The sequence below is a fragment of the Butyrivibrio sp. FCS006 genome (assembly GCF_000424525.1).
GTDB lineage: Bacteria > Bacillota > Clostridia > Lachnospirales > Lachnospiraceae > Butyrivibrio.
Genome location: NZ_KE384205.1, coordinates 151,564 through 177,277 on the forward strand (window position 1 = coordinate 151,564; position 25,714 = coordinate 177,277).

Sequence of the window (25,714 nt, forward strand, 5' to 3'; positions counted from 1 at the left end):
CCTTCCTCCCTGCCATAAAATAAAGCTTGTAAAAAGGTTTTGTGCAAGCTTTTTACCTGTCAATCTGCCGCAATTCCTCCTCCCTGCCATAAATCTCAGCCCTCCTCAATGCACGCACAGCGGGGCTATTAGGATATCAGCTATATCACCGTCTTCTCACCTCAGCCGCAAGGCGCAAAAAGACCCTCCGCGCTGGCGGAGGGTCTTTCATTCATCAGACAGATCATCTGTCGCATTATTTACTTATCATCATCAAGATCAAGGAACTCAAACTCGAAGTCGTCATCATCGCCGATGAAGTTCTTTGTCTTACGTCTTGGAGCTTCTTCTCTTCTTGGCTCTTCTGCCTCAGGTCTTGAAGGTCTTCTTACGGGACGCTCCTCAGCCTCTTCTCTTGCAGGTCTTCTTACAGGTCTCTCCTCGGCTGTTCTTCTTGCCGGGCGCTCCTCGTCATACTCAGCTGCCTGTCTTCTTGGTCTTACAGGACGTTCCTCAGCATCCTCTTCTCTTGCGGGTCTTCTTGTAGGTCTTGCTGTAGCTTCTTCCCTGTTTGGTCTTACTGTTCTCTCTTCAGCTGTAGCTCTTCTTGCAGGTCTGCGCTCTTCCTCGTCATCTTCCTCACGAGCTCTTCTTCTGGAAGACTGTGAATAACGATCGTACTCTTCCTCTTCTTCATCCTCATAGTAGAGAGAATCACGAAGCTTAAGTGCGAGAAGGATAAGTCCTACTACAAGTGCTGCGATAACAACTGCAAGGATGATAAGGATTGTCTTGTAGTTGTTGTTTGTCTTAACGAGCTTGTTAACCTCATCACTGCTCTTAGCTGCATCGATGAGTTCATTTACCTTAACTCTGTAGCCTTCAACGTTGTCATAGAGGTACCAAACTGAACCATTCTCACCATCCTCAAGATATACAAGTGAGTAATGTCCGTCACCTGCATCATTTGATGCTGCAGGCTGTGAGCCCTCTTCTGACTGGCCTTCCTCAGTTCCTTCAGGGTTCTCACCCTCTACTGCTTCAGGAGTTTCGCCCTCAGCACCTTCCGGATTCTCAGCAGGTGCATCAGCATTTACCTCTAAGAGATCGCTTCTGATAAAGCCTGTCTTGTTGCTGCTTCCGAAGGTTACCTGATACCATGTCTTGTTATCTGAACCAGTTGCCTCACCGGTAATTGTTACTGTATCGCCTCTTGTAACCTTACCAACTGAGTTGTAAGCTGTTCCTGCGCCCTCACGGACATTAACGCTGTCCTGTGTGATGGTTGCAGTCTTTGTATCTGTTGCAGTTACTGTTGTTGCAGGAAGTGAAGCTGCAGCAGCATTGTTCTGTGTAGTATTTGTTGTAGTAGTGGTTGTAGCCTTAGCTGATGAATCACCGGATTTCTTGATAAGGTCGCTTCTTACATAACCCTTATCTGTCTTGTTTACACGGATCTTGTACCATACATATCCGGAAGCATCAGTAGCCTCGTCGATGATCTCAACTGTATCGCCCTCTCTAAGGCTTGAAATCTGGGAAGCAGTTGTGCTTGCCTCAGATCTTACCTTAACATTTGAGGTTGCAACTGTTCCTGTAGTCTCTGTGTAGGCAAGTGCCTGAACACCCATTGATACGAACATTGTCGCTGATAATATGGCTGAAAGCCCAAGCGACATAAGTCTCTTTCCTAGTCTTTTCATTTTTTACTCCTCCATTTCATCAATCGCCTTACCAATGTCATGACGCATGTATTTATTCTCAAAGTCTACCCACTCTGTAGCCTCATAAGCCTTCTTACGGGCTTCTGAGAGAGTGTCCCCTTTAGCTGTTATGCCAAGTACTCTACCGCCATTTGTAACAATGCCTTCGGCTGTCTTTTTGGTTCCTGCATGGAAACAGTAATATCCATCCTTCCCCTTAAAGTTCTCAAGTCCCTTGATGAGCTTGCCCTTCTCGTAGCTAAGTGGATATCCGTCACTTGCAAGGACAACACATACTGCTGCCTTGTCCTCAAACTCAAGGTCAAGGTCTTCCAGTGTTCCGTCTATGCAGGCATTACAAACATCTATTATATCAGTTTTAAGTCTCGGAAGCACTACCTGAGCTTCCGGATCTCCAAATCTTGCGTTATACTCTAAAACCTTAGGTCCATCCTCTGTCAGCATAAGTCCGAAGAAGATAACTCCCTTGAACTCTCTGCCCTCTTTAGCCATGGCCTCAACTGTCCTGCCATAGATATTCTCGCGGCAGAACTTGTCAATTTCTTCTGTGTAGAAGGGGCTTGGTGAGAAGTTACCCATTCCACCTGTGTTAAGACCTGTGTCACCATCGCCGGCTCTTTTGTGATCTTGGGCGCTGCTCATGAGTTTATAGGTCTTACCATCCACAAAAGACAGTACAGAAACCTCTCTGCCTGTCATGAATTCTTCGATGACCATGTGATTTCCGGCATCTCCGAATTTCTTATCCTGCATTATCTCTTTAACACCGGCCTTTGCTTCCTCAAGGTCCTGGCAGATGAGAACGCCCTTTCCAAGAGCAAGACCATCGGCCTTAAGAACAATCGGGAACTTGGCACTCTCAAGATATTTAAGAGCATCATCCGCATTATCAAAGGTCTCATAAGCTGCGGTAGGAATGCTATATTTCTTCATAAGATCCTTGGAAAAAGCTTTGCTTCCCTCAAGGATAGCTGCATTTTTGCGAGGTCCGAATACTCTGAGCCCTTCAGCCTCGAATGCATCTACAATACCGCCAACCAGCGGATCATCCATTCCGACAATGGTAAGATCGATCTCTTTTTTCTTAGCAAAAGAAGTGAGCTTATCAAATTCCATTGGAGTGATGGGCACACACTCTGCAAGCTCTGCTATTCCGCCGTTACCCGGTGCGCAGTAAATCTTGTCCACCTTGGCTGATCTTGAAACCGCCTCGGCAATTGCATGTTCACGTCCACCTCCGCCAACAATCAAAACTTTCATCAGAAAACTGTCTCCTCTTCATACCCTTCTATAAATACTTTGTTTCCCCTGATCTGAACTTTATTATTGGCGATCAGATCAATCGCCATGGGAAGTATCTTCCACTCAGCCTGTTCCATGATGCGCTTCTGAAGAACCTCCGGTGTATCGTCCTGTCTGATCATGACAGGCTTCTGCAAAATGATTGGTCCTGTATCTGTACCTTCATCCACAAAGTGAACCGTTGCTCCCGATACTCTTACGCCTCTCTCCAGAGCCTTCTCATGAACCTTAAGGCCATAGTAGCCTGTTCCGCAGAAGGATGGTATCAGTGAAGGATGAATGTTTATGATCCTTCCCTCAAATTCCCTGACAACAATATCCGGAATTACAACAAGGCATCCTGCCAGTACTACCAGGTCAGGAGCAGCATCTTTCAGAATCTGTAAAAGAGCTTTGTTAAAGTCCTCTCTGTTTTCGAATTCCTTAGGGCTCTTGCATACACTCTTTATCCCTGCCTTCTTCGCTCTCTCAAGCGCATAAGCATTTGGATTGTTGCTGTATACAAGACAAATCTCGGTATTGGTAATGGTTTTATTCTCTATAGCATCGATAATAGCCTGAAGATTAGTACCGCCCCCAGACACCAGAACTGCAATTTTCATCGGCTTCTTCCTCTTAAACCAGCTCTGCGCACTTATCGCCGCTCTCACAGGAGCCTACGATCCATGCCTTTTCTCCGGAAGCCTCAATAGCCTTCAGAGCAGCCTCTGCGTCATTCTCATCAACAGCAAGGACCATTCCAAGTCCCATGTTGAAAGTGTTGTACATCATCTTCTCATCGATTCCGCCCTTCTTCTGCATAAGTGAGAAGATAGGTGGTATATCGTAACTGTCTTTTTTAACAACTGCCTTGATACCATCGGGAAGCATTCTCGGAATATTCTCATAGAATCCGCCTCCGGTGATATGTGAGCAGCCCTTAACCTTAACACCTGAAGTCTTAAGGGACTTCATCATCTTTACATATATTCTTGTGGGTGTAAGAAGGCACTCGCCAAGTGTCTGTCCAAGTTCATCCACGTAAGTCTCAAGGTTTTCTTTGGTCATGTCAAAGACCTTGCGGACCAGTGAAAATCCGTTTGAGTGAACGCCACTGCTTGCAACACCGATAAGTACATCTCCGGCCTTGATGCTGCTGCCGTCTATCATGTCTTTTCTGTCTACAACGCCTACAGTAAATCCTGCCACGTCGTACTCATCCTCCGGCATAAGTCCCGGATGCTCAGCTGTCTCGCCGCCGATAAGTGCACACTCAGACTGCTTGCAGCCCTCAGCAACGCCCTTAACGATCGCAGCTATCTTCTCCGGAATGTTTCTTCCGCAGGCAATATAGTCAAGGAAGAATAATGGCTCACCGCCGGCGCAGGCAACATCGTTTACACACATTGCTACGGCATCAATTCCGATAGTGTCATGTTTGTCCAGAAGAAATGCCAGCTTGATCTTGGTGCCGACACCGTCTGTTCCGGATAAAAGAACCGGATCCTCCATGTCCTTGATCGCAGCCATGGAAAAGGCTCCTGAAAATCCTCCAAGTCCGCCTAATACCTCGGGCCTGTTTGTCTGTTTAACATAATCCTTGATAAGTTCAACGGACTTGTAGCCCGCTTCAATGTCTACCCCAGCTGATTTGTAATCCAGTGCCATCATTCACTCCTCATATTCAAATTAATAATTTTTGTATCCGACTTCCTGCAGTCTCTTGTCCTTCTCAACAACCGCATCCTTAAGGGAAGCTGAGTAGTCTTTAAGTCTGCCCAAAAGCTCATCATCAGATGTTGCCAGAATCTTAGCAGCAAGCAGTCCTGCATTTGCTCCGCCATTAATAGCAACAGTTGCAACAGGAATACCCGAAGGCATCTGAACTATGCTGTACAAAGAATCTCTTCCTCCAAGGGAAGTGGTGTGCATAGGTATTCCGATAACAGGCATCGGAAAGATTGCAGCGCACATACCCGGCAGATGAGCTGCCATACCTGCTCCTGCAATGATAACTTTAAAGCCCTTTTCCTCAGCGGTCTTGGCATACTCAAAGAACTCATCAGGCTCTCTGTGCGCTGAAATGATGCGCATCTCATAAGAAACACCGAGCTTGTCAAGAACCTCTGCTGCCTTACTCATTACGGGCATATCTGAATCGCTGCCCATTACAATTCCTACTTTTGGCATTGTATCCTCCTATATCTAGTCACACGTATCATACCATAATACTAAATATTGTGCACTACAAAAAGCTCAAAATTAACAAAAAAACAACAAATATGATTGATATCAGATTCAGTATTATTCCCAGATTGGGGAACAGTTTGAAGATATCTCGTTCAAATCTTGACATTATTCCGAGTACAATTCCCACAACAGAAAAAATGGCCGCAACTAAAGCCGCTGCGGCGTATCTGATCTGCGCCTGGCCTCCGTCCCTGTATGTAAATACAACGGCAAAAGCCAGTGCTGTAACCGATATACATCCCAAGATTGCGGACATTACGCCCTTCTCGGGATGTCTGTTATCGGTAAACATATAACGGTCTCTGACCGGTTCAAATTTTTTGATGCGAAACTTAAACTTTTTCATATCAGAAAATGATCTTCTTCCTTGATCCAAGGAGCTTGGCTCCACTGATGATAAGAAGAACTCCTGTTGCAAGTCCTACTGTGATAGAGATGATTCCAAAGGCAATATTAAGAGCCCCTGATCCTCCCAAAACCTTATATACATGCTCGTCCATAAAAAGCCTCCTGATTATTTAGCGCCGTATTCAGCGTAGTATTCGTCAATCTGTTTCTTAATGTCTTTTGTTAAAAGAACTTCTCCATCAATCGGTCTGTTGTAGAGATATTCAACAACATCGGACATGTTAACAATAGCATGAGCGCCAAAACCATATCTTTCCTTGATCTCATCAAGAGCACTCATGTCTGAGTCCTGTCCCTTTTCCTGTCTGTTTAAGGAAACCATAAGACCAACTATATCACAGTCAGCCTGAGCCTGGATGATGGGAACCGTCTCCTCGATGGACTTACCTGATGTTGTAACATCCTCGATGATCAGGACTCTGTCGCCGTCACGAAGCTTTGATCCAAGAAGGATACCCTTATCGCCGTGGTCCTTGATCTCTTTTCTGTTAGAACAGTATCTGATCTCTCTTCCGTAGAGCTCGCTGATAGCAACGCTTGTAGCTACAGCAAGCGGAATTCCCTTATAAGCAGGTCCGAACAGTACATCAAACTCAAGACCATAGGTGTCATGGATTGCTCTTGCATAGTACTCACCAAGCTTACGAAGCTGAGCGCCTGTTACATATGCTCCGGCATTCATGAAAAATGGTGACTTTCTTCCGCTCTTAAGTGTGAAATCCCCAAACTTAAGGACATTGCTGTCCACCATAAACTCGATAAATTCTTCCTTGTACCTCTCCATAACTATACTCTCCTTTGTAATGCTTCTTCAATGTCTTTTTTCATATCAAGAGCAGCTGCTCTTGCAGCTTCTCCAACTCTTCCGTCAGAAAACTCTTTATAAGAATCGCTCTTCCAAGCGGCGATTATACCTCTTGAGGAGTTGACGATTGCTCCAAGTCCGTCCTTGTTAAAGAAATGAACAAGGTCTTTTCCCTTACCGCCCTGTGCGCCATAGCCGGGAACAAGGATATAGGCATGAGGCATGATCTCTCTTAGTATCTTGCCCATTTCGGGATATGTAGCACCAACCACTGCACCGACGTTGCTGTAGGCGCCGTCCATGGACTCAAGGCCCCACTTCTCCACCTGCTCACCGACTATCTCATAGAGTGGTCTTCCATCTATAAGTCTGTCCTGGAATTCTCCGCTGGATGGATTGGAAGTCTTGACCAGCACAAAGATTCCCTTGTCTGCAGTGTTGCATACATCTATGAAAGGCTTAACGCCGTCTGTTCCAAGATAGGGGTTTACTGTGGCGAAATCTGCATCGAAGCCACTGAAGGTAGAATCCCCGATTTTTACTCCTCCCAAATGTGCCTGTGCGTATGAAAGTGAGGTTGAACCGATGTCTCCTCTCTTTACATCCGCAATTACAACAAGTCCCTTTTCCTTGCAGTAGTCAACAGTCTTCTTGTAGGTTATAAGTCCCGGAATTCCCAGTTCCTCGTACATGGCTATCTGGGGCTTAACTGCCGGAACAATATCATAAATATTGTCTACGATCTCCTTATTATACTGCCAGAAGGCTTCTGCTGCGCCTTCAAGATTTTTTCCCTTTTCTTCAAAGCACTTGTCCTTTATCCTGTCCGGGATAAAATCGAGCTTTGGATCCAGCCCCACCACAATCGGGGCGTTTGTCTTTTGAATCTTGTCAATAAGTTTGGAGACCATGAAAATTTACCTTTTCCCTTAATTAGATTTTTTCCTGTTTTCCAGGACTGTAAAGAAGTCATCGATTGAGCTGATGAGCTTATCTTTCGGCATAGATTTTAAAAGATATTTGGCAGGCTTAAGGCTTATAACTTTCATTACGCTTTCCTTGTCATCCTTGGCTGTAAGGAAGATAACCGGGGTGTCCTTGATAGCAGGCATCTCTCTTATTGACTTTAAAACCTCCGGGCCGTTCATGACGGGCATCTCATAGTCTAAAAGGACCAGATCCACCGGGGTCTGTGCAAGGAAAGAAAGTGCAATCTTACCTGAAGTTGCCATATAAACGTGATACTTAACAGAGAGCCATGTCTTCATCATTCTAAGCATAGCGCCGTCGTCATCGACGATGAGGACTTTTTTCCTCTGGCTCTCATCAAGAGCGCTGTAGTCAAAGACTACATTCAGATTCTGAGCAAGAAGCTTGACGTCAAGAGGTCTTTGGTAAGTCTCCTGAATCTTCTCCTTTGGAATGATGGATGATGCAAACTGAAGCTCCTCCTGATTGCCAATGAGATAGAGCATGAAGCGATCAGAGTCTATTGCCACGTTGAGGTAATTTAAGAATTCGGCCTTATCGACTCTAAAGTCGCCCAGATAGAGAAGATATACCTTAGGTTTATCTTCCATTGCCATGATAGCCTTGTCATCAGGCAATACAAACTCCACCTGGAAGTCCTCTTTCTCAAGTCCAACCATGATAGCATTAACCATGAAGCTCTTTACTGTTCCTATAAGCAGTACTCTCTTATCCATCATCAAGTGCCTCTCACTTATATTTACTCTACAATATATTTAAAAGTCCATCTCTGTCAACTGCTGCCAGAAGCCTTTTTACATCGTGATATTTCTCCTTATAATCCTCCGGAATGGCGTATCCATCAAGCATTTGCATGATATCGTCCGCACTGTCGAAGTATGAAGCTGATACAAATTCTTTTATTGAAGCAAAGGCTCCCTCAAGGTCTTCTATGCCAATTTCCGGCTTTTGCTCATCATCCTCTGCAAAAAGTGGTTCAAATCTTTTTATATAACTTCTGTACAAAGAAAGAAGATCCGGCGTCAGAGCATTTATCTCATCCATATTCTGGCTGTTTCCGCAGCTCTCCAGATATTCAGCTTTCTCTGAGAGATCCAGCGCACCGATTGCTCTGGCTGAGCTCTTTAAGCCATGAACATAAATAGTGTAGTTCTTTATGTCTTTTTCTGTAAAATATTTCTCAATAGCACCTGCTCTCTCATCGATGGCCAGCCAGAAATCCTTCATTACGTCTTTGGCAAGAGCCGCAGAACCGCACCTTTCAATGGCTGCATTGATATCGATACCTGTGATCTTTAAAAGATCCTGGAAAGCGCCTTTATCTTCTTCATCTACCCCTGTATCTGCTGCCTCAAATTCCTTATCCGTAGACATTGTAACCAGGTCTTTTGGCAGATAATTCAGGATCATCTCTTCGAGTTTGGCAGGATCAACAGGCTTTGACATATAATTTGCAAAGCCTTCACCCAGGTACATTTCTCTTGATCCAGAGATTGCATTGGCTGTAAGAGCCACCACCGGTGTATCCTTGTTCAGATTATCTTCCATCTCTCCCATTGCATGGAAGGTCTGGATTCCATCCATATCAGGCATTCTGTGATCAAGGAAAATAACATTGTATTTATTCTGCCGAACGAGTTCCAACGCCTCCATTCCACTGGTTGCCGTATCAACCTGCATCAACGTCTGCTTTAAAAGACCTTTTATTACCGTAAGGTTCGTTCTGGTATCATCAACCACCAGTATCCTTGCGTTTTCAGCATGGAAGCTCTCCTGATATCGTCCTGCCTCTTTTGAAGCATCTCCGGCTCTCTTCGCGAAGTCACCTACAGGTTCCCATTCCACTACGCGCTGTTTTATTGCAAAAGAGAATTCGCTACCCTCACCATATTTGCTGGCAACTTCAAGCTTTGAATTCATCATTTCCAGAAGGCTCACGACAATGTTTATTCCAAGGCCGCTACCTTCAATTGTCCTGTTCTTCCTGGTATCAATTCTCTCAAATGCAGAAGTGAGTTTACCCATATCCTCATCTTTTATGCCAATTCCGGTATCGCGAACTCTGACCTTAAGGAGGATATCTTCTACATCATTAAATTCAGGATTCTCCGGCTCAACCTCTTCATAGTCAACATCTATCAGTACCGATCCGACTTCAGTGTATTTAACAGCATTTGTGACAATGTTGATGATACACTGTTTTATCCTTATCTCGTCGCCAAAAAGAATATGAGGAATATTCTCATTTACGTGGATATTCAGCTCAAGATTCTTTTCCTTGGCCCTTACATCCGACATGTTATAAACGTCATTTAGTAAGGATGAAAGCTCATACTCCACAGGTATGATCTCCATTTTGCCGGCCTCGATCTTGGAAAAGTCAAGGATATCATTGATAAGTGCCAAAAGAGTCTTACCGGACCCCTGGATATCCCTGGCATAATTTAAGATATTCTCATCCGTCGCTTCACGCAGAATCATCTCATCAAAGCCAAGAACGGCATTGATAGGGGTTCTGATCTCATGGGACACACTTGATAAGAACCTTGATTTGGCTTCGCTTGCAGACTTTGCTATCTGAAGCTGGTCCTCGATGTTCTGCCTTGTCTTTACCAGTTCAATGTATTCCACAAGTCTGTACACCGTAAGGTCAGCTGTGTGATAGAGGTCCTCTATCTCGTCCTTGGTTGTAACTTCAAGATTATGAATGCCGGCAACGGCCGCATTCAGATCGCTATCCTTTGAATTGTAGATATTTGACATGGCCTTGGACAGTCTTCTTATGGGTTTTGCAATTCTCCACTGAGCATATCTGTTTAAAAAGGTAGCCAGAGGAATTACAACAACGGAAATAAGCATAGCCAGCTGAACACTGAATCTGTAATCGAACTTTCGCTGTCCGCTGACCTGCTCTGCAAAGACATTTCTCTCCGATCTGAATTCCCTTTCCATCTGCCTGCTGACAACTGCCTCTATTCTGTTGGCACTGCCTAACTCCGCAAGCGAAACCTCACTGACAAAAGGATGCGCATCGTCCTCATATTTTATTATGGGAAGAATTGTGTTTGAAGCCAGCTCTGCTGCAATGCCAATGAGCAAAGCTTCAAATATAATGATATTCATAACGATAAGACCGATCCTGGATCTGCCCTCAACGGTATATCTGTCGTCTTCGGATAAAATCGAAGGATCCACATAGTACTTACCGTTACCAAAAAGAACTTTGATTCTGTCCGGAAGTTTTTTAAAGATAAAAAAGACAATAAAGCATGCCAAAAGACTTCCGGGCATCTCATTAAGAAAGAAAAACAGCTGCTGCTTAAGGCTTAAGGCTTCTACCCCCTCATTGCTCAAAAATATGAGGATAATGCCCCAGAAATTGCCTGCCAAAATCTGCAGGAACACCGATGCTAAAAGAACTTTTTGCCACTTACCAAAGGACCTTTTTCTCGCCAGTATATCAACTACACAAACAACAAGAAGGTAAATAAATGTCATATAGGAAAAAGAACTGCTGGCATAAGATCTGTGAAGGAAAACTAAAAGGACGCATATGACCCCCGGTATATTACCGCCAACGGCGGTAATAATAACCAGTGGGATGTATCTGATGGCATATGAAAGCCCCGCAGTTAAGAAGCCTGAATTCTCAACATAAAATACCTTCTCGTTGTATTTTATGATGAAGAATGCAGTAAACACCACCATCAGAGCAGTTATGATCCATTTCTTGACCTGTCTCGGATTTTTGGGTCGTTTGAACAATCCATCAATTTCCATATATGGCGCCCTCTTGTGTATTACATATGACCGTCTCTGTGCATTGAAAACTTGTCCATTGGATAATTCTTAAGGTTCTCAAGAACTTTTCTGTCATCCGCCTTCGCAAGAAGTGCTTCTCTTGGCTTATTGATATCGCTGATATTCTTGTGTCTTGAAGGACCGCCTACGCAACCTCCGGGACAAACCATACCCTCGATGAAGTCCTCAGGGAGCTTGCCAACCTTAAGGAGAGTAAGTGCCTTTTTACACTCTGCTCCTCCGGCTGCTCTGAGGAGCTTGATGCCTTCAGTATCTTCGCCTCTCTCTTGCATACACTCGATAACTGCATTTGCAACTCCGCCGCTGGCAGCAAATCTCTTACCCCAGATTGAAGACTCCTGATAGTTCTCGGGAACGGGCTCGAACTTGGCATCCTTTGATCTCATTAATGCTCTGAGCTCGCCGTAGGTTACAACGTAATCTGCATTATCCGGAACTGACTTATCCTGAGCCTCAGACTTCTTGGCGATGCATGGTCCGATAAATACGGTTACACATCCGGGTCTTGTAGCCTTTAAATATCTTGAAATAGCGCACATAGGAGATACTGTTGATGACATGTTCTCCTTGTACTGCTCAGGGAAATGCTTCTTTAACATGTTGATGAAAGCAGGACAGCAGGAAGTTGTCATCTTTCTGCCCTCTTTGTATGCCTCTGACCACTCGGCTGACTCGTAAGCAGCAGTCATATCACCGCCAAGGCCTACCTCTACCATGTCAGCAAAACCGATCTTCTTAAGACCTTCTCTGATGGAGCCCATGGTGATTTCCTCACCAAACTGTCCCTCGGTTGCAGGTGCGCACATAGCGATAACTTCCTTGCCTGCCTTGATCTCTTTTATAATATCAACAAGGAAGGTCTTACTTCCGATAGCTGCGAAAGGACAGCTGTGGATACAATGTCCGCACTGTATGCACTTATCCTCATCGATCTTGCAGTAGCCATACTCATCATAGGTGATCGCACCGACAGGGCATGCCTTCTTACAAGGTCTTTCAAGATGCACGATGGCATTATAAGGGCATGCATTTGCGCACATTCCACACTCTTTGCATTTTGCAGGATCAATATGCATGTGAGTATCACCGGGTGTTATTGCCCCGAACTTACAGGAACTGATACATGCCTTGCCCATACAGAATCTGCAGTTATCAGTTACCGAATAAGCAGCAATCGGACACTCGTCACAAGCAGGATCAATAACCTGTACTATGTTCTCAGAATCAGGATTGTAGCTGGGAGCCTTGGCATTTGCCAGATTGATCCTCTGCCTTACGATCTCCCTCTCCTTATAAACGCAGCAGCGATACTCGGGCTTAGGTCCCGGTATCATCTTAAGTACAAGCTGCTCAATGTGCTCCTGATCGTTTTCGCCGTTCCACTCAAGTCTGCACACTTCCTCCATGATCTTGTGCTTGAAGCTGTTCATACTCGCATCATTCGTTACCATAAAAATCTCCTTTTCATTCCATTTGAATTACTCTGCCAAATTCCAGTCCTCTGGTGTCATGAGTTGTAAGTACCAGTGCCCCGGACCCTTGTTTATGCCTTATATATTCGATGCACTTTTCTCTGGACTCATCATCAAGCCCCGTAAAAGGTTCATCCATTATTAAAATATCACTGGGAATAGCACAGGCTCTGACGATTGCCACTCGCCTTCTCTGGCCTCCCGACAGCTCTTTTACCGGTTTATGGATCGCTTCCTCCGGAAGGAGCTGCAGTAGCTCCTGCGTCACCGTCTCCTTAAAGACCTTTCTGCTGACCATGGTCACGTTGGTGACTGCGTCTGCGTCCTCGCACAGGCGATCCTCCTGAAATACCGTCCCCGAATTTATATAGGGGTATTTGTAATCGCCAAGGAGCTTGACCGTCCCTTCATCAGGCTTTTCAAGTCCCAGGATCAGCCTAAGGAGCGTTGTCTTTCCGCAGCCCGAAGGCCCGGTTATTATGTAGCTGTGTTCTTCTTCTATATTCAGATTAAAGTTATCAAGTACGGTCCTGCCGTCATATGACTTCTTTATATCCTTTACTTCAATTGTCATTTTGCTCTCCCGATAGCCAGGGCAAGTATCTTTTCACAGATAAAAGAGATCAGGACGATCACTATTGTCCATGCAAAAAGTTCTCCTGTCTCAAGATATACCTTGGCGAGATACAGACCGTTCCCCATGGTGTGAAGGGGCTGTCCGATTACCTCCGCTGCAATTCCGCTCTTAAAACTCATTCCGATTGCCAGTTTAAAGGCACTCTGAAAAAAAGGCTTTAGCTGCGGCAAAAAGATATATCTCACTGTCCTTAGTCTCGGCATTCTGAAAACCTGTGCCATCTCCAGCATTTTGACGTCAGTGCTCAGGAACCCTTCAAGAGTGCTCAGATACAGGATGGGAAAGACTACCATTGCACATATTATCACTGAGATATTCCTGCTTCCAAACCATATCAGAAGAAGGATTACAAAGCTGGCTACAGGAACTGACTTAAGCGTTACAACAAAGGGCTTTAGAAAGTCCCTTGCCACTTCGTTTGTATATGCCAGATAAGCTGCAGCTATTCCAAGGACTGAGCCTATGAAAAATCCAAGAAGGATCCTTGAGCTGCTCTCTGCTATCGACTCCCAGAAGTCAGAAGTCTGTGACAGGCTTATCAGCGCTTTTAATGTCTCCAAAGGTCCTGCCAAAAGTATTTTATTGTGGATTATTAAAGCCACCAGCTGCCAGATTAAAAGCCAGGCAATCACCGGAATGACCTTACGCAAAACTTTTTTCACCAGGTTTTTTCTCCCAATCATACCCCGTAGTAAAACTCATCGCCGGGAAGACTTCCGCCTACAGACTTGGGATCCTGCTCAAATAAAACCTTGAGATACCCTTCGAGGGCTTGCTTCATCTCTTTTCCTGTAATACATGTAATGTTGCAGTTTGGAATAGCCTTCTTGGCAAGTGGCTCCTTGGCTATGATTCCCTGCTCAACTACAAGTGCTGCAGTTGTATCAATATCTGAAAGAACCTTGCCTGCGCTCTCTTTATGAGCAGAAAGGAAAGCCTCAACAAGGCCTTTGTGCTCTTTTATAAATGAATTGGTTGCAACGGTTACACCTGTTACGATCTTGCAGTCTGAATTGACCCAGGCCCACTCATCATTTAAGTCAAAAGAGATCTTTAGAGCCTCGTTCTGAGCAAGAGCTGCAGTCACAAAGGGCTGTGGAAGAATAGCTACCGCGTCGGCATTTTCCGCAAAGATTGAAACAATCTCTGTTGGTTCTGACTTGAACTCAAGATTGCAGTCCGTTACGCCGTTTGCCTCAAGCAGATATCTGATTGTATATTCAGGAACTGCTCCCTGACCTGTTGCATATACAGTCTTGCCTGAAAGGTCAGAAACAGATTTGATCTCATCACCTGCAGATATGCAGTTTAAAACTCCCAGGGTGTTGATATCGATAACCGATACGCCGCCCTCTACCTTGGTATTCATTACACATGCCACATTGGCAGGTACCAGGGCGATGTCAACTTCTCCGGCAACCATGGCTGCCATTACATCAGAGCCTGCTGTGTACATCTCAAAAGTATAATTGCCATCTGCTTCGCCTTTATTTATCTTGTCCACAAGGTTAACAAGTCCGATGGTTGTTGCGCCCTTCATGGCTCCTATGCGGATTGTCGTATCATCCTTTTTCTCAGCTGCTCCGCAGCCTACAAGTGCACTTGCCACTGTTCCGAGGATGATTGCGAGGATAAGTACCAGTGCAATGATTGACAATACTCTCTTTGATTTAGTTGTTTGCATTTTTGTCTAATACTCCAGTCTTATTTTTTTTGGTTTATCATGCCTGCGAGATACCCGGCACCAAAACCGTTATCTATGTTGACCACGCTGACTCCGCTTGCGCAGGAATTGAGCATGGACAAAAGAGCTGCTATACCTCCGAAGGAAGCTCCGTATCCGACACTTGTGGGAACTGCAATAACAGGCACGGAAGATAGGCCTCCGATTACACTTGGCAGCGCGCCTTCCATTCCCGCGATGGCTATGATGACTCGGGCAGTCATGATCTCTTCCATAGGTTCCTTGGCCAGGAGTCTGTGTATGCCGGAAACTCCGACATCATAGAGCCTTACGACTTTATTGCCGAAGAACTCCGCTGTAAGAGCTGCTTCCTCAGCAATGGGAATATCACTGGTTCCTCCGGTGGCAATGACAATCTTGCCCTCACCTTCATAGCCCTCCGATTTCCCTTCATGTGGAACTGAGAATTGAGGCTTTCCGGATTCTTTATAGGCTATACCCACCTTGCTGATCTCATCATAGAGAAAGAAGTTCTCTTCATCTTCTTTTACATTACACTGATAGTAGTTCGCTGCTTCGGCAGACATTCTGGTTATCAGCACTCTGTCCTGGCTGTGGGAAAGAAGCGCTCTTGAGATCTCAAGGATCTGCTCCGGTGTCTTGCCCGCGCCATAGATGACCTCAGGCTTACCCTGTCTTATTCCCCTGTGGAAATCAGGCCTTGCAAACCCCATATCTTCAAAAGGCTCTTCCTTAAGGCTGAGCAGTGCATCATCCACTGATATATCACCGCTCTTTACCAGATTCAAAAGGTCTTTTACACTTCTCTCATCCATAGAATGTCTCCATTATCAGCGCATATTAACCTAATATAGATTTTATCATAGGTTTATCTCATCCAGCAATTTCTGAACATCATCCACGCTCATCATGCCGAAGCTTGCAAGACTGAGAACAGGCATCTCCTTGATCATCTTCTCAAACATCTTTTTGCCTGCTTCACCGAGGGATTCATCGTTTCCGCCCTCTTTGTCATTCTCGGCAAGGACCTTGGCGATCATAGGTCCAAGGACCTCTTTTCCCTTTCTGCTCTCAAGGATATCCTCGATAGGTGTAAAGGTCGTGAAGCTATAAGGAAGCTCCACTGTTCCCTCAACATGTACATTCACTGTGTGTCTGATGTCATTGGAGGAAGCTCCGATCATTACGCTGTAGTCTCCGCTCTCAACATAGAAGTCATGGAGCTTGTCATTGTAGTAGGCAAAAGACCTCTTGTCCAGCGCAAAGGTTACCGTCTGACTCTCACCGGGTTTAAGCTCAATCTTCTTAAAGCCCTTGAGCTCCTTGTGAGGTCTTGATACCTTAGGGCCGTTTTCTGAAACATAGAGCTGAACTACTTCCTTGCCGGCGTATCTGCCAACATTCCATACGTCGACGCTGACATTAACAGTGTCATTGTCTGTTATGCTGTCTTTATCTATCTTCATATTTGAGTATTCAAACTCAGTGTATGTAAGACCGTGTCCGAACGGGAACAGCACAGACATTCTCTTCTTCTCATAGTATCTGTAGCCGATGTAAATCCCTTCTGCATATACAGGATTTCCATGATCTCCCGGGAAGTTTAAAAAGCTTGGATTGTCCGAAAGCTTGATGGGATATGTCTCTGCAAGCTTACCTGAAGGATTGACCTCTCCCCAGAGCAGTCTTACTGTAGCCTCTCCCACTGCATCACCGGCCAGCATCATGTCAAGCACAGCATCCACGCTGTCAATCCATGGCATTGCAACTGCTCCGCCGTTGTGAAGAACAACCACTACCTTCTTGCCAAGATTTGAAAGATCCGCAATGAGCTTGTTCTGATCCTGCGGAAGATTGATATTGTCTCTGTCAAAACCTTCTGACTCATACGAAGCCGGAAGTCCTGCAAATACAACGATAACATCAGCATTCTCTGCTGCCTTCATGGCCTCTTCCCTAAGGACATAATCGTTCTTTGTATCTGCAGTATCATATCCGCGTACAAAAGAAACTCCCTTGTCCTTAGCCGCATCCAAAGCACTTGATACACAGATGCTGTTTATGTGTGATGAGCCTGAGCCCTGGTATCTGGGCATTGTTGCAAACTCACCCACAAACAATACTTTCTTGTCATCCTTAAGAGGAAGTACCTTGTTATTCTTCAAAAGCACTGCACTGTTCTCTGCAAGCTCTTTTGCCAGAGCGTAGTCAGCTGCTCTTGTAGCTTCATCTGATGGCTTGGGATCAGCAGGAACGCTTTCCTCATTCCAGAAAAATACATTAAGGATTCGTGTTACAGATTTATCAACCAGCGCTTCATCAAGTTCTCCTGCCTCTACTGCAGCGATTATGGCCTTTTCGTGGTCTTCATGTCCACCTGGCATAACAAGGTCAAGTCCTGCCTGTACACCCTTGGCCGGTCCCTTCCCTGCACCCCAGTCGGTTACGACAAAGCCGTCAAATCCCCATTTATCCCTGAGAACATCGGTGAGCATATATTTGTTCTCGGATAGATAGGTTCCGTTTAACTGGTTGTAGGCACACATGATGGACTTTGGATGAGCCTCTTTTACCAGGATCTCAAACGCCTGAAGATATATCTCGTGAAGTGTCCTCTCATCAACGATTGAATTGCCGGACATTCTCCTGTATTCCTGATTGTTCGTCGCAAAATGCTTGGGGCAGGCAGCTACGCCCTTTGACTGAACGCCACTTACAAATGCAGCAGCGAGCTTACCTGCAAGGTATGGATCCTCTGAGAAATACTCAAAGTTTCTTCCGCAGACAGGGCTCCTTTTCATGTTAAGGCCCGGGCCAAGAAGCATGCTGATGTGCTCGCGGATGCACTCTTCACCGAGTCTTTCTCCGAGCTTTTTCTCCATATCCACATCAAAGCTTGATGCAAGAGTGTTTGCAGAAGGATAGCAAACCGTCTTGATACTCTCTTTCTTGCCAAGATGGTCCGGATCACCTTCCTGCTTTCTTAGACCGTTAGGGCCGTCACACATCATATATCCCTTGATGCCAAGCCTGTCGATGGCCTGAGTATGCCAGAAATCTCCTCCCGAAAGAAGTGATGCCTTTTCCTGCAAAGTCATTTTTGAAACAAGTTCAGATACGTTCATGCTTTAGTCTCCTTGTCTTTACTGAATATCCTCTACCAGTCTGTGTTTACCGTCTATGCATTCATAGACAAAAATCTCGCAGTTCTTGGGCCTTGGTCTCCAGATGATTCCGCTCTTTTTATTTTCAAGATACCCTCTTATGGGTCTTATTATTCCTCCGTGACAGGCAACCAGTACGTTCTCGTAGTCCTTCTGTTCCAGCTCCTTAAGAAAAGAGCTTGTCCTGTCTATCATCTCCTGAATGGTCTCAACGCCCTTCGGAGCCTTAAACAGTTCCGGGAAGCTCCAGTACAGCATCATCGGAATTCCTGTTCCGTAATAGTTCATCAGCTCATACTTGCCAAAGTTTGCCTCGATGATGCGCTCATCCTTTATGATCTCTTCTTCCGAAACATTTCCGATGATCTGCGCAGTCTTGACCGCCCTTATAAGGGGGCTTGAATATACTGCATCAAACTTAATATCTCCCAGCGTCTTTCTTCTTGCCGTTGCCTGAGCAATGCCGACTTCATTTAAGGGAATGTCGCTTCTTCCCTGCATCATTCTCTTTTTGTTGTAGTCTGTCTGGCCATGTCTTGTTACATAAATCTTCATTCTAAAATCATTTCTCCGAGTTCTTCTTTTTTGAATAATCAGGACGGGCGTTCTTTAAGTCCTTGTAGATTATCCTGTAATTGTCATATCTGACGTTTGAGAGCTTTCCCGCTTCCAGTGCAGCCTTAACGCCGCAGTCGGGCTCTGCTATATGAGAGCAGCCACCAAACCTGCAGGAAGGTTCAAATTCCTCAAACTCAGGGTAGTATCCCATAAGTTCGTCGGCAGCGACATCACGAAGCTCTAATGATGTAAAGCCGGGAGTGTCGATTATGAAGGTATCCTCTCCGCCCTCAGAAAGCTCTTTTACGTAAAAGAGCTCTGAATGTCTTGTAGTATTCTTGCCTCTGTCAATCTTTCTGCTCAGCTCGCCTATCTGCATATCCGCATCGGGAACCAGCTTGTTTAAAAGAGATGACTTGCCAACGCCGCTGGGACCTGCAAGAGTGGAGGTCTTACCCTTGAGAAGTGCCTTTAGTTCATCAAGGCCTCTCTCTTCTTTGACACTGACAAACAGGACCTTATAGCCGCATTTCTCATAGGCATCATGAAGCTCTTTTTGCTCCTCCTTAGTTGCTATATCCTGCTTGTTGAAGCAGATGATAACAGGGAGATTCTGCTGCCTCATCATGATAAGAAAGCGGTCCAACAGATTGTAATTGGGGTCAGGCTTGACAATAGCGAACAAAATAACCGCCTGGTCAACATTTGCAACAGGCGGTCTGTATAGACAGTTTTTTCTAGGCAGGATATCGGTTAGATTTCCCTGCCTGTTATCTTCATCAATTATTTCAATCTCTACATTATCGCCGACTATGGGTTTTATTCCGGACTTTCTAAAGATTCCCTTGGCCTTGCATTCATAGACCTTAAGATCTATTGTTTCCACATAGTAAAACCCGGCGATGCCCTTAAGAATTCTACCTCGCATAAGGGTTAGTTCTCCTGCGTGAAAGTAACCGCTCTGGTTACCGTGTACTCCTGGCTCTGTCCACCTGTGGTCTCACCCGTCTCAGGATTGGTGGAGGTTGGAGTAGTTGCTGTGTAAACAAAGGTGATGGTACCTGTAGGAGCTGTAATTCCCTTGTAAGTACCCTGTACCGGGAAATCAGTGGTTGTAGTGCTAAGAAGCGTTGTTCCGTCTGATGTAACCAGCGTCACCTTTACAGGAATTCCATATGTAAAATTCTCTCCCTCAGTGGGAGCTGATATCTCTGCATTGTAGCTGTAAGTTACCTTGGCAGGACCTGTTGAAAGCTCCATATTGATAACCGTGCCCTGTGAAACAGGTGTCTGAGGAGCGATGCTCTGAGCGCAGATAAGACCTGTAAGGTTTGAATCCTCATTGGTGGTCTCTACAACCTTACCGGCTTCAAGGCCTGCTTCTACCAAAGTGATAACAGCATCTTCAGAAGTCATGCCGATAATGTTGGGCACTTTAACCTGTCCCTCTGACTTGGCAGTTGAAACCTCAGTTGTAGCAGCTGCTGCCTGAGCATTGTAATTTGATCCGTCACTTATGTAGATCGTAACCTTGGATCCGCTCTTTACCTTGCTTCCTGATGAAGGATTCATGGAAACAACTGTGTCCTTGGCTGCAGTATTTGCCGAATCTGCTGCCTTCTCAACATCAAACCCCTTGTCGTCGTGAAGGATTGAAACTGCCTCAGCCAATGTCTTGCCTACAACGTCCGGAACCTCAATCCCATCCGATGCATCAGAAGCTGATTCAGTGCTTGAAAGCTCTGTGCTTGCACCCTCTGAAGGTTCCTGCGATCCACCGAATATTCCAAGGCTTCTTCCAAGAAGGAGAAGTACTATAAATCCTACAAGAGCAGCTGAAATGATTGCCATTACAATGGTCATCTTCTCAACCTTGGACTGTGTGGAATTAGAGCCGGAGCCTGAACCTGTTCTGCGTCTGTTTGATGACTTTGGACGACCGTAGAAATCGTCATCATCGTCATAGGTTCTTCTCTTAGGTCTCTTTTTATCATAATCGTCGTAGTGATCGTCTCTGTCGTAATCACCCATCACATCGGACTTAAGCCTCATCTGCTCTGTATCAGAGAGCTTGCCTGTTCCGCTGTGAAGCATCTCTTCCTCTTCCTCGGAAGCAACCCTTGTAGCGCCCTCTTCATCGGGATCCACAAGTGAAACGAAGTCCTTGTCGGGAGTGATAAGAGATCTCTTAAGGTCAGCTATAAGCTCCTGGGCACTCTGATAACGTCTGTCAGGGCTCTTCTGGCAACACTTAAGGACAATCTTCTCTACACTTATAGGTATCTCATCATTGAACTCAGCAGGGCTTGGAAGCTCCTCTTGGATATGCTTTATCGCAATTGCAACGGTTGTGTCACCGTTGAAAGGAACTCTTCCTGTGAGCATCTCAAAGAGCGTAATACCAAGTGAGTAGATATCACTCTTGGCATCGCTGTATCCGCCTCTTGCCTGCTCAGGAGATGTATAGTGAACCGATCCCATAACATTGGAGGTAATGGTGTTACTGGTGGCAGCCTTGGCGATACCAAAGTCTGTTACCTTAACCTTACCATCCCTTGAGATCATTATATTCTGCGGCTTAATATCTCTGTGTATGATACCGTTGTTGTGAGCAGCCTCAAGTCCCATAGCCACCTGGATAGCTATGCTGACTGCCTCCTTGACGGAGAGCCTTGACTTCTTCTCAATGTATTTCTTGAGAGTGATACCATCAACAAGCTCCATTACTATGTAGTTGATGCCGTCCTCGTCTCCTACGTCATATACATTAACGGTATTGGGGTGTAAGAGACCTGCTGTTGACTGCGCTTCTACCCTGAACTTGGATACGAAGTTCTCATTCTCTGAAAACTCCTGCTTGAGCACTTTAACAGCTACAAGTCTATTAAGCTTATGATCTTTTGCTTTGTAAACGTCGGACATTCCGCCGGTGCCGATCTTTTCAAGCACCTCATAGCGATCCCCGATCACCATTCCAATCTTAACCATCTATTCCTCCGGTGTGCCCATGCTCATCTGCGTAAGGCTCAATCAAAATAACAGCTATGTTGTCCTTGCCTCCGTTGTTGTTGGCCTGTTCAACTAATCTTTGCGCCTTTTCAATAATATCTCTCTGCCCACTTACTATCATGCGGATCTCTTCATCCTCAAGCATGTTTGTAAGTCCGTCAGAGCACATGAGCACAATGTCCCCACGATTTAATTCCACATTAAAAAAGTCGATGTCTACTGTTTCAGTGGCACCGATAGCCCTGGTAATTATATTCTTATCAAGGTGAGTCCTTGCAGTTTCTCTGTCAATTCCGCCCATGCGAACCATCTCTTCCACAAGAGAATGGTCTCTGGTAATCTGTGTGATCTTGTCATTGATGACATAGAGCCTTGAGTCTCCGACATTTGCAACCTGCAAAAATCTTCCAAGCACAGTGGCTGCAACAACTGTTGTTCCCATTCCAAAGAGGCTGGGATCCTCTGCTGCCTTCTCTCGAAGCTTCCTGTTGGCTATCTTGATAGCATTCTCCAATATCTTAACAGGGCTCTGTTCAAAAGACCTCTCGATCTCCTCCACCATGGTATCAACGGTAAATCGCGATGCATAATCACCTGCATTGTGACCTCCCATTCCGTCAGCAACAATAAAGACGTTGGAGAGATTACCTATCCTGGTGTCTGAGGAAAAGACATAATCCTGATTTAGTTTTCTCTTTTTTCCTATATCCGTAATGGAAAAAGTCTTAAGCAAAACTGCCTCCTAAGAGTACATTTATTCATGGAAAAAAAGCAGGTGGTACTATTTCTCTTCCAAATGGCGCCTGCGCAACTGTCCACAGGCTCCGTCTATGTCCCTGCCCATTTCTCTTCTAATAGTAGCATTTATATGGTTTTTTTCAAGTTTATTTTTGAACTGCTCAGCGCCCTTACGGTCAGTGGGTTTAAAGGTTCTCTCCTTGATTGGATTGACCGGAATCAGGTTAACAACTGCATTAAGACCTTTTAGAAGGTCCGACAATTCTGCTGCGTCTTTATCAGTGTCATTCACCCCACTAACAAGGGAATATTCGAAAGTTAGCTGTCTTCCCGTCTTGTCAAAGTATGCCTTGCAGGCATCCAGTACTTCATTGATTGTATACTTGTTAGCTATGGGCATAAGCTCTTTTCTCTTCTCATCGTTAGATGCATGAAGGGAGAGAGCCAGATTAATGGCAAAATCTTCGTCTGCAAGCTTATATATGTTGGGGACGATTCCGCAGGTGGATATGGTAAGATTCCTCTGTCCCAGGTTGTGACCGTCAGGATCACTTAGGAGCCTTACGAATTTCACTACGTTGTCGTAGTTATCAAGTGGTTCTCCACTTCCCATAACTACTACTCTTGCAACCTTCTCCCCTGTAATCCTGGATATTGCATATATCTGGTCCAGCATCTCCGATGGTAAAAGACCTCTCACCACTCCGTCAATTGTCGAGGCGCAGAACTTGCATCCCATCCTGCATCCAACCTGAGATGAGATACATACGCTGACTCCGAATTTATACTTCATGAAAACACTCTCGATGACATTGCCATCGGAGAGTGCAAATAAGAACTTCTTAGTGTCGTCGAGTTTAGACTCCTGGAGATCAACCTGCTTAAGTGATGTATAATCGAAGTTTTCAAGGAGCTTGTTTTTTAGCGCTGCCGGAATGTTGGTCATCTCGTCATAGCTTCTTGCCATCTTCACATGCATCCACTGATAGAGTTGCTTAGCCCTGAAGGCCGGCTCTCCCAAATCCTTGATAACCGCTGTAAGCTCATCAAGATTCAGAGACTTAATATCTCTTTTTAAATCGTACATCTATATCTCCTGTAAATTTAATTTACGCCACCGGGTCTTTATACTTAAAGCCAAGCATGGTGACATCATCAAACTGATCTGCTTCTCCGACAAACTGAGCAAGATCATTTCTTACTCTTGGAAGAAGTCTGTCCAGAGGAATATCCTTGTTTGCATTAAGGGCAGACAGAAGTCTTTCTGTGCCATACTGCTTAATGTCTTTATCTATAGCCTCAGGAATACCATCGGTGTAAACAAAGATCTCATCTCCGTACTTAAGATCAATCTCGTAATCTTTGAACTTAATTCCCTCTATGGTTGCAAGCGCCAGGAAGTGCTTATCCTTAAGCAGCTCATAGTCCCCGTCCTTATGCCTGATTATAGGATATTCATGTCCGGCATTTGAGCATCTCATGACTCCGGTCTTAAGATTCATGATTCCGATCCAGACTGTAACGAACATATCCGCATCATTGCCTTCGCACAGAACCTCATTAACCTTCTCGAGGATATCGGAAGGGTTTGAGCCCTGAACTGCAGTACTTCTGATGGCAGCCTTACTCCTCATCATGAACAGGGATGCTGGAATACCTTTTCCTGATACATCGGCAATGACCAGTGCCAGGTTATCAGCATCAATGAAGAAGAAATCGTAGAAGTCTCCACCGACCTCTTTTGCCGGATCCATGGTGGCAAATATCTCAACATCTTTTCTCGGAATATGGAAGTTCTGAGGAAGAGCTGATTCCTGAATGGATTTCGCAAATTCCAGTTCCTGGGCTATGCGCTTTTCAGCAGCATCAATATAGCCCTTCAAAACATTAACGTTCTGATTAATGTCATCTGAAAGTGATGCAAACTCAGATGAGTTATAGACATCTACTGTCTCGTTGAGATCTCCGTTGGTGATCTTGTTGAGTGACTCATTGACAAGATTCAGGTTGTTAACAACTATTTCCTGAACCAGCATTGATATAAGGACATATATGACCGTAAACAAAATAATGTCAGCAAGAGCTGTCTCATAAGATGCTGCATCTCTGTCGTCGTAAACCTCTTCAGAAGGAAGGCTGACCAGAAGTATCTCACCGTTTGCAAGTGTGTCTGCTCTGCAGAACGAATCCACCCCATACGCCGTTGCTCTGTACATTCCCTTATCAACGTTTGTCTGCATAGCAGCCAGCTCCGGATCCGACAAAAGATCTCCCTTATGTCCGCCGGTAATACTAAGTCCCGATTCCCTTAAAATGTTAAAGTCTCCGGTCTCTCCGACATGGGAGTGCAGAACATTAATGTTATAGTTCTTTTCACGGACTTCGTTGTATGTCTCAATAATATCCGCTGAAGCAGTTGCAAGTCTCTCAGCTGTATTCTGAACAGCTGATGCAGTCTGAACAGCAAAAGAAAAGGCAAAGCTGACAACAATGATGATGGCGCTTACCAGAAACAGCCAGCGCTGGAATTTCTGAGCTACCTGAATTTCAGAATCCTTGCGTCTCTTAAACGGGTTCTTCCATTCTCCTGCATAAATCTTAAGTGCATTGGCACAAAGAGCAAGTCCTATTCCGGTGAATATGATCATAGGAGGCGCGCAGACCTTTACAACATAAAAGGCCATCTTCAGGTCATCTCTGTGTGTGACGAACACAACATACATATGGAAAACTTCCATTACCGCGCCCATGAAAAACGCATAGGTTGCGGAAGGCTTTTTCCTCTTAAAAATAAATATGCTCATGAAGGCTGCAACAAAGCCCGAAAGTCCGGTTGAAACGCTGCAGGCAACCTTGGTATAAGAGCCAATACCCCAGTACGCACCAGCAATATATCTCTCTATACCACCTATAACTCCTGCGATTATTCCGGCCAGAGGATCAAAGAAAAGTCCTGCGCAAAGAGGGCCCATATCCCTGACATTTATCAGCATATGGCTGTAGTCAACACCATAATGAGTAGAGAGTATTGCGCATCCGGCATAAACCGCAGCCAAAAGAATCCTTATGGGCCAGGTTATCTTCTTGTCGCGAAGATATATCCACAGGAGCACCGTAAGAATTGTGATAGCCAAGGTTATACCTGACATTTTTAAGATCATAAAAAGCATGT

At 45.1% G+C, this 25,714-nt stretch carries 23 protein-coding genes; all 23 read right to left on the bottom strand.

The window, feature by feature from the left end; all coding sequences use genetic code 11:
• Positions 1–239: 239 nt before the first annotated feature.
• From G633_RS19550 to G633_RS19560, 23 genes are read right to left on the bottom strand one after another with little or no spacing between them, the layout of a single operon-like run.
• Positions 240–1,682 carry an SH3 domain-containing protein gene (locus tag G633_RS19550; protein WP_026520453.1) on the bottom strand — a complete coding sequence of 481 codons (1,443 nt, stop codon included), beginning with the start codon at positions 1,680–1,682 and terminating at the stop codon, positions 240–242.
• A gap of 3 nt (positions 1,683–1,685) precedes the next feature.
• Entirely contained in the window at positions 1,686–2,963 is a 1,278-nt protein-coding gene (gene purD, locus G633_RS0115290) for a phosphoribosylamine--glycine ligase (RefSeq protein ID WP_026520454.1), read from the bottom strand.
• Complete coding sequence (gene purN / locus G633_RS0115295; protein WP_026520455.1) at positions 2,963–3,607, bottom strand: phosphoribosylglycinamide formyltransferase; 645 nt, start codon at positions 3,605–3,607, stop codon at positions 2,963–2,965. Before purN ends, purD begins: the two co-directional genes overlap by 1 nt.
• Before the next feature lie 13 nt (positions 3,608–3,620).
• A complete protein-coding gene (gene purM / locus G633_RS0115300; RefSeq protein WP_026520456.1) occupies positions 3,621–4,646 on the bottom strand; it encodes a phosphoribosylformylglycinamidine cyclo-ligase in 1,026 nt (341 codons plus the stop codon).
• A gap of 27 nt (positions 4,647–4,673) precedes the next feature.
• Positions 4,674–5,174 (bottom strand): 5-(carboxyamino)imidazole ribonucleotide mutase, encoded by a 501-nt coding sequence (gene purE, locus G633_RS0115305; RefSeq protein WP_022770772.1) that lies wholly within the window; start codon positions 5,172–5,174, stop codon positions 4,674–4,676.
• A 55-nt stretch (positions 5,175–5,229) separates the two neighbouring features.
• On the bottom strand, positions 5,230–5,580 hold the full coding sequence (locus tag G633_RS0115310; RefSeq protein WP_035771670.1) for a DUF6142 family protein: 351 nt from the start codon (positions 5,578–5,580) through the stop codon (positions 5,230–5,232).
• 1 nt (position 5,581) lies between these two features.
• Entirely contained in the window at positions 5,582–5,734 is a 153-nt protein-coding gene (locus G633_RS20190; RefSeq protein WP_022770770.1) for a hypothetical protein, read from the bottom strand.
• 14 nt (positions 5,735–5,748) lie between these two features.
• Positions 5,749–6,426, bottom strand: coding sequence for an orotate phosphoribosyltransferase (pyrE, locus tag G633_RS0115320; protein WP_022770769.1), 678 nt, complete (start codon positions 6,424–6,426; stop codon positions 5,749–5,751).
• A gap of 2 nt (positions 6,427–6,428) precedes the next feature.
• Complete coding sequence (pyrF, locus tag G633_RS0115325) at positions 6,429–7,358, bottom strand: orotidine-5'-phosphate decarboxylase (RefSeq protein WP_026520458.1); 930 nt, start codon at positions 7,356–7,358, stop codon at positions 6,429–6,431.
• Positions 7,359–7,376: 18 nt separating this feature from the next.
• Positions 7,377–8,156: a response regulator gene (locus tag G633_RS0115330; RefSeq protein ID WP_051200297.1), complete on the bottom strand. Its 780-nt coding sequence runs from the start codon at positions 8,154–8,156 to the stop codon at positions 7,377–7,379.
• A 25-nt stretch (positions 8,157–8,181) separates the two neighbouring features.
• Positions 8,182–11,217 (bottom strand): response regulator, encoded by a 3,036-nt coding sequence (locus G633_RS19555; protein ID WP_051200299.1) that lies wholly within the window; start codon positions 11,215–11,217, stop codon positions 8,182–8,184.
• Positions 11,218–11,237: 20 nt separating this feature from the next.
• The gene (locus G633_RS0115340) at positions 11,238–12,710 is read right to left on the bottom strand and encodes a 4Fe-4S dicluster domain-containing protein (RefSeq protein ID WP_022770766.1); all 1,473 of its coding nucleotides are present in this window, start codon (positions 12,708–12,710) and stop codon (positions 11,238–11,240) included.
• 13 nt (positions 12,711–12,723) lie between these two features.
• The gene (locus tag G633_RS0115345) at positions 12,724–13,305 is read right to left on the bottom strand and encodes an ABC transporter ATP-binding protein (protein ID WP_026520460.1); all 582 of its coding nucleotides are present in this window, start codon (positions 13,303–13,305) and stop codon (positions 12,724–12,726) included.
• Complete coding sequence (locus G633_RS0115350) at positions 13,302–14,030, bottom strand: ABC transporter permease (RefSeq protein ID WP_051200340.1); 729 nt, start codon at positions 14,028–14,030, stop codon at positions 13,302–13,304. Before G633_RS0115350 ends, G633_RS0115345 begins: the two co-directional genes overlap by 4 nt.
• A 17-nt stretch (positions 14,031–14,047) precedes the next feature.
• Positions 14,048–15,052 carry an ABC transporter substrate-binding protein gene (locus G633_RS18745; RefSeq protein WP_051200300.1) on the bottom strand — a complete coding sequence of 335 codons (1,005 nt, stop codon included), beginning with the start codon at positions 15,050–15,052 and terminating at the stop codon, positions 14,048–14,050.
• A 20-nt stretch (positions 15,053–15,072) separates the two neighbouring features.
• A complete protein-coding gene (gene larB, locus G633_RS0115360) occupies positions 15,073–15,888 on the bottom strand; it encodes a nickel pincer cofactor biosynthesis protein LarB (RefSeq protein ID WP_026520462.1) in 816 nt (271 codons plus the stop codon).
• 45 nt (positions 15,889–15,933) lie between these two features.
• A complete protein-coding gene (locus tag G633_RS0115365; protein ID WP_026520463.1) occupies positions 15,934–18,198 on the bottom strand; it encodes a glycoside hydrolase family 3 C-terminal domain-containing protein in 2,265 nt (754 codons plus the stop codon).
• Positions 18,199–18,216: 18 nt separating this feature from the next.
• Positions 18,217–18,792: a histidine phosphatase family protein gene (locus tag G633_RS0115370; protein ID WP_026520464.1), complete on the bottom strand. Its 576-nt coding sequence runs from the start codon at positions 18,790–18,792 to the stop codon at positions 18,217–18,219.
• Between the two features lie 7 nt (positions 18,793–18,799).
• On the bottom strand, positions 18,800–19,723 hold the full coding sequence (gene rsgA, locus G633_RS0115375) for a ribosome small subunit-dependent GTPase A (protein WP_026520465.1): 924 nt from the start codon (positions 19,721–19,723) through the stop codon (positions 18,800–18,802).
• 5 nt (positions 19,724–19,728) lie between these two features.
• Positions 19,729–21,783: a Stk1 family PASTA domain-containing Ser/Thr kinase gene (pknB, locus tag G633_RS0115380; protein ID WP_022770758.1), complete on the bottom strand. Its 2,055-nt coding sequence runs from the start codon at positions 21,781–21,783 to the stop codon at positions 19,729–19,731.
• Complete coding sequence (locus G633_RS0115385; RefSeq protein ID WP_022770757.1) at positions 21,776–22,537, bottom strand: Stp1/IreP family PP2C-type Ser/Thr phosphatase; 762 nt, start codon at positions 22,535–22,537, stop codon at positions 21,776–21,778. Before G633_RS0115385 ends, pknB begins: the two co-directional genes overlap by 8 nt.
• A 48-nt stretch (positions 22,538–22,585) precedes the next feature.
• Complete coding sequence (gene rlmN, locus G633_RS0115390) at positions 22,586–23,629, bottom strand: 23S rRNA (adenine(2503)-C(2))-methyltransferase RlmN (protein ID WP_022770756.1); 1,044 nt, start codon at positions 23,627–23,629, stop codon at positions 22,586–22,588.
• A gap of 22 nt (positions 23,630–23,651) precedes the next feature.
• Positions 23,652–25,712: a SpoIIE family protein phosphatase gene (locus G633_RS19560; protein WP_051200302.1), complete on the bottom strand. Its 2,061-nt coding sequence runs from the start codon at positions 25,710–25,712 to the stop codon at positions 23,652–23,654.
• Positions 25,713–25,714 lie beyond the last annotated feature (2 nt).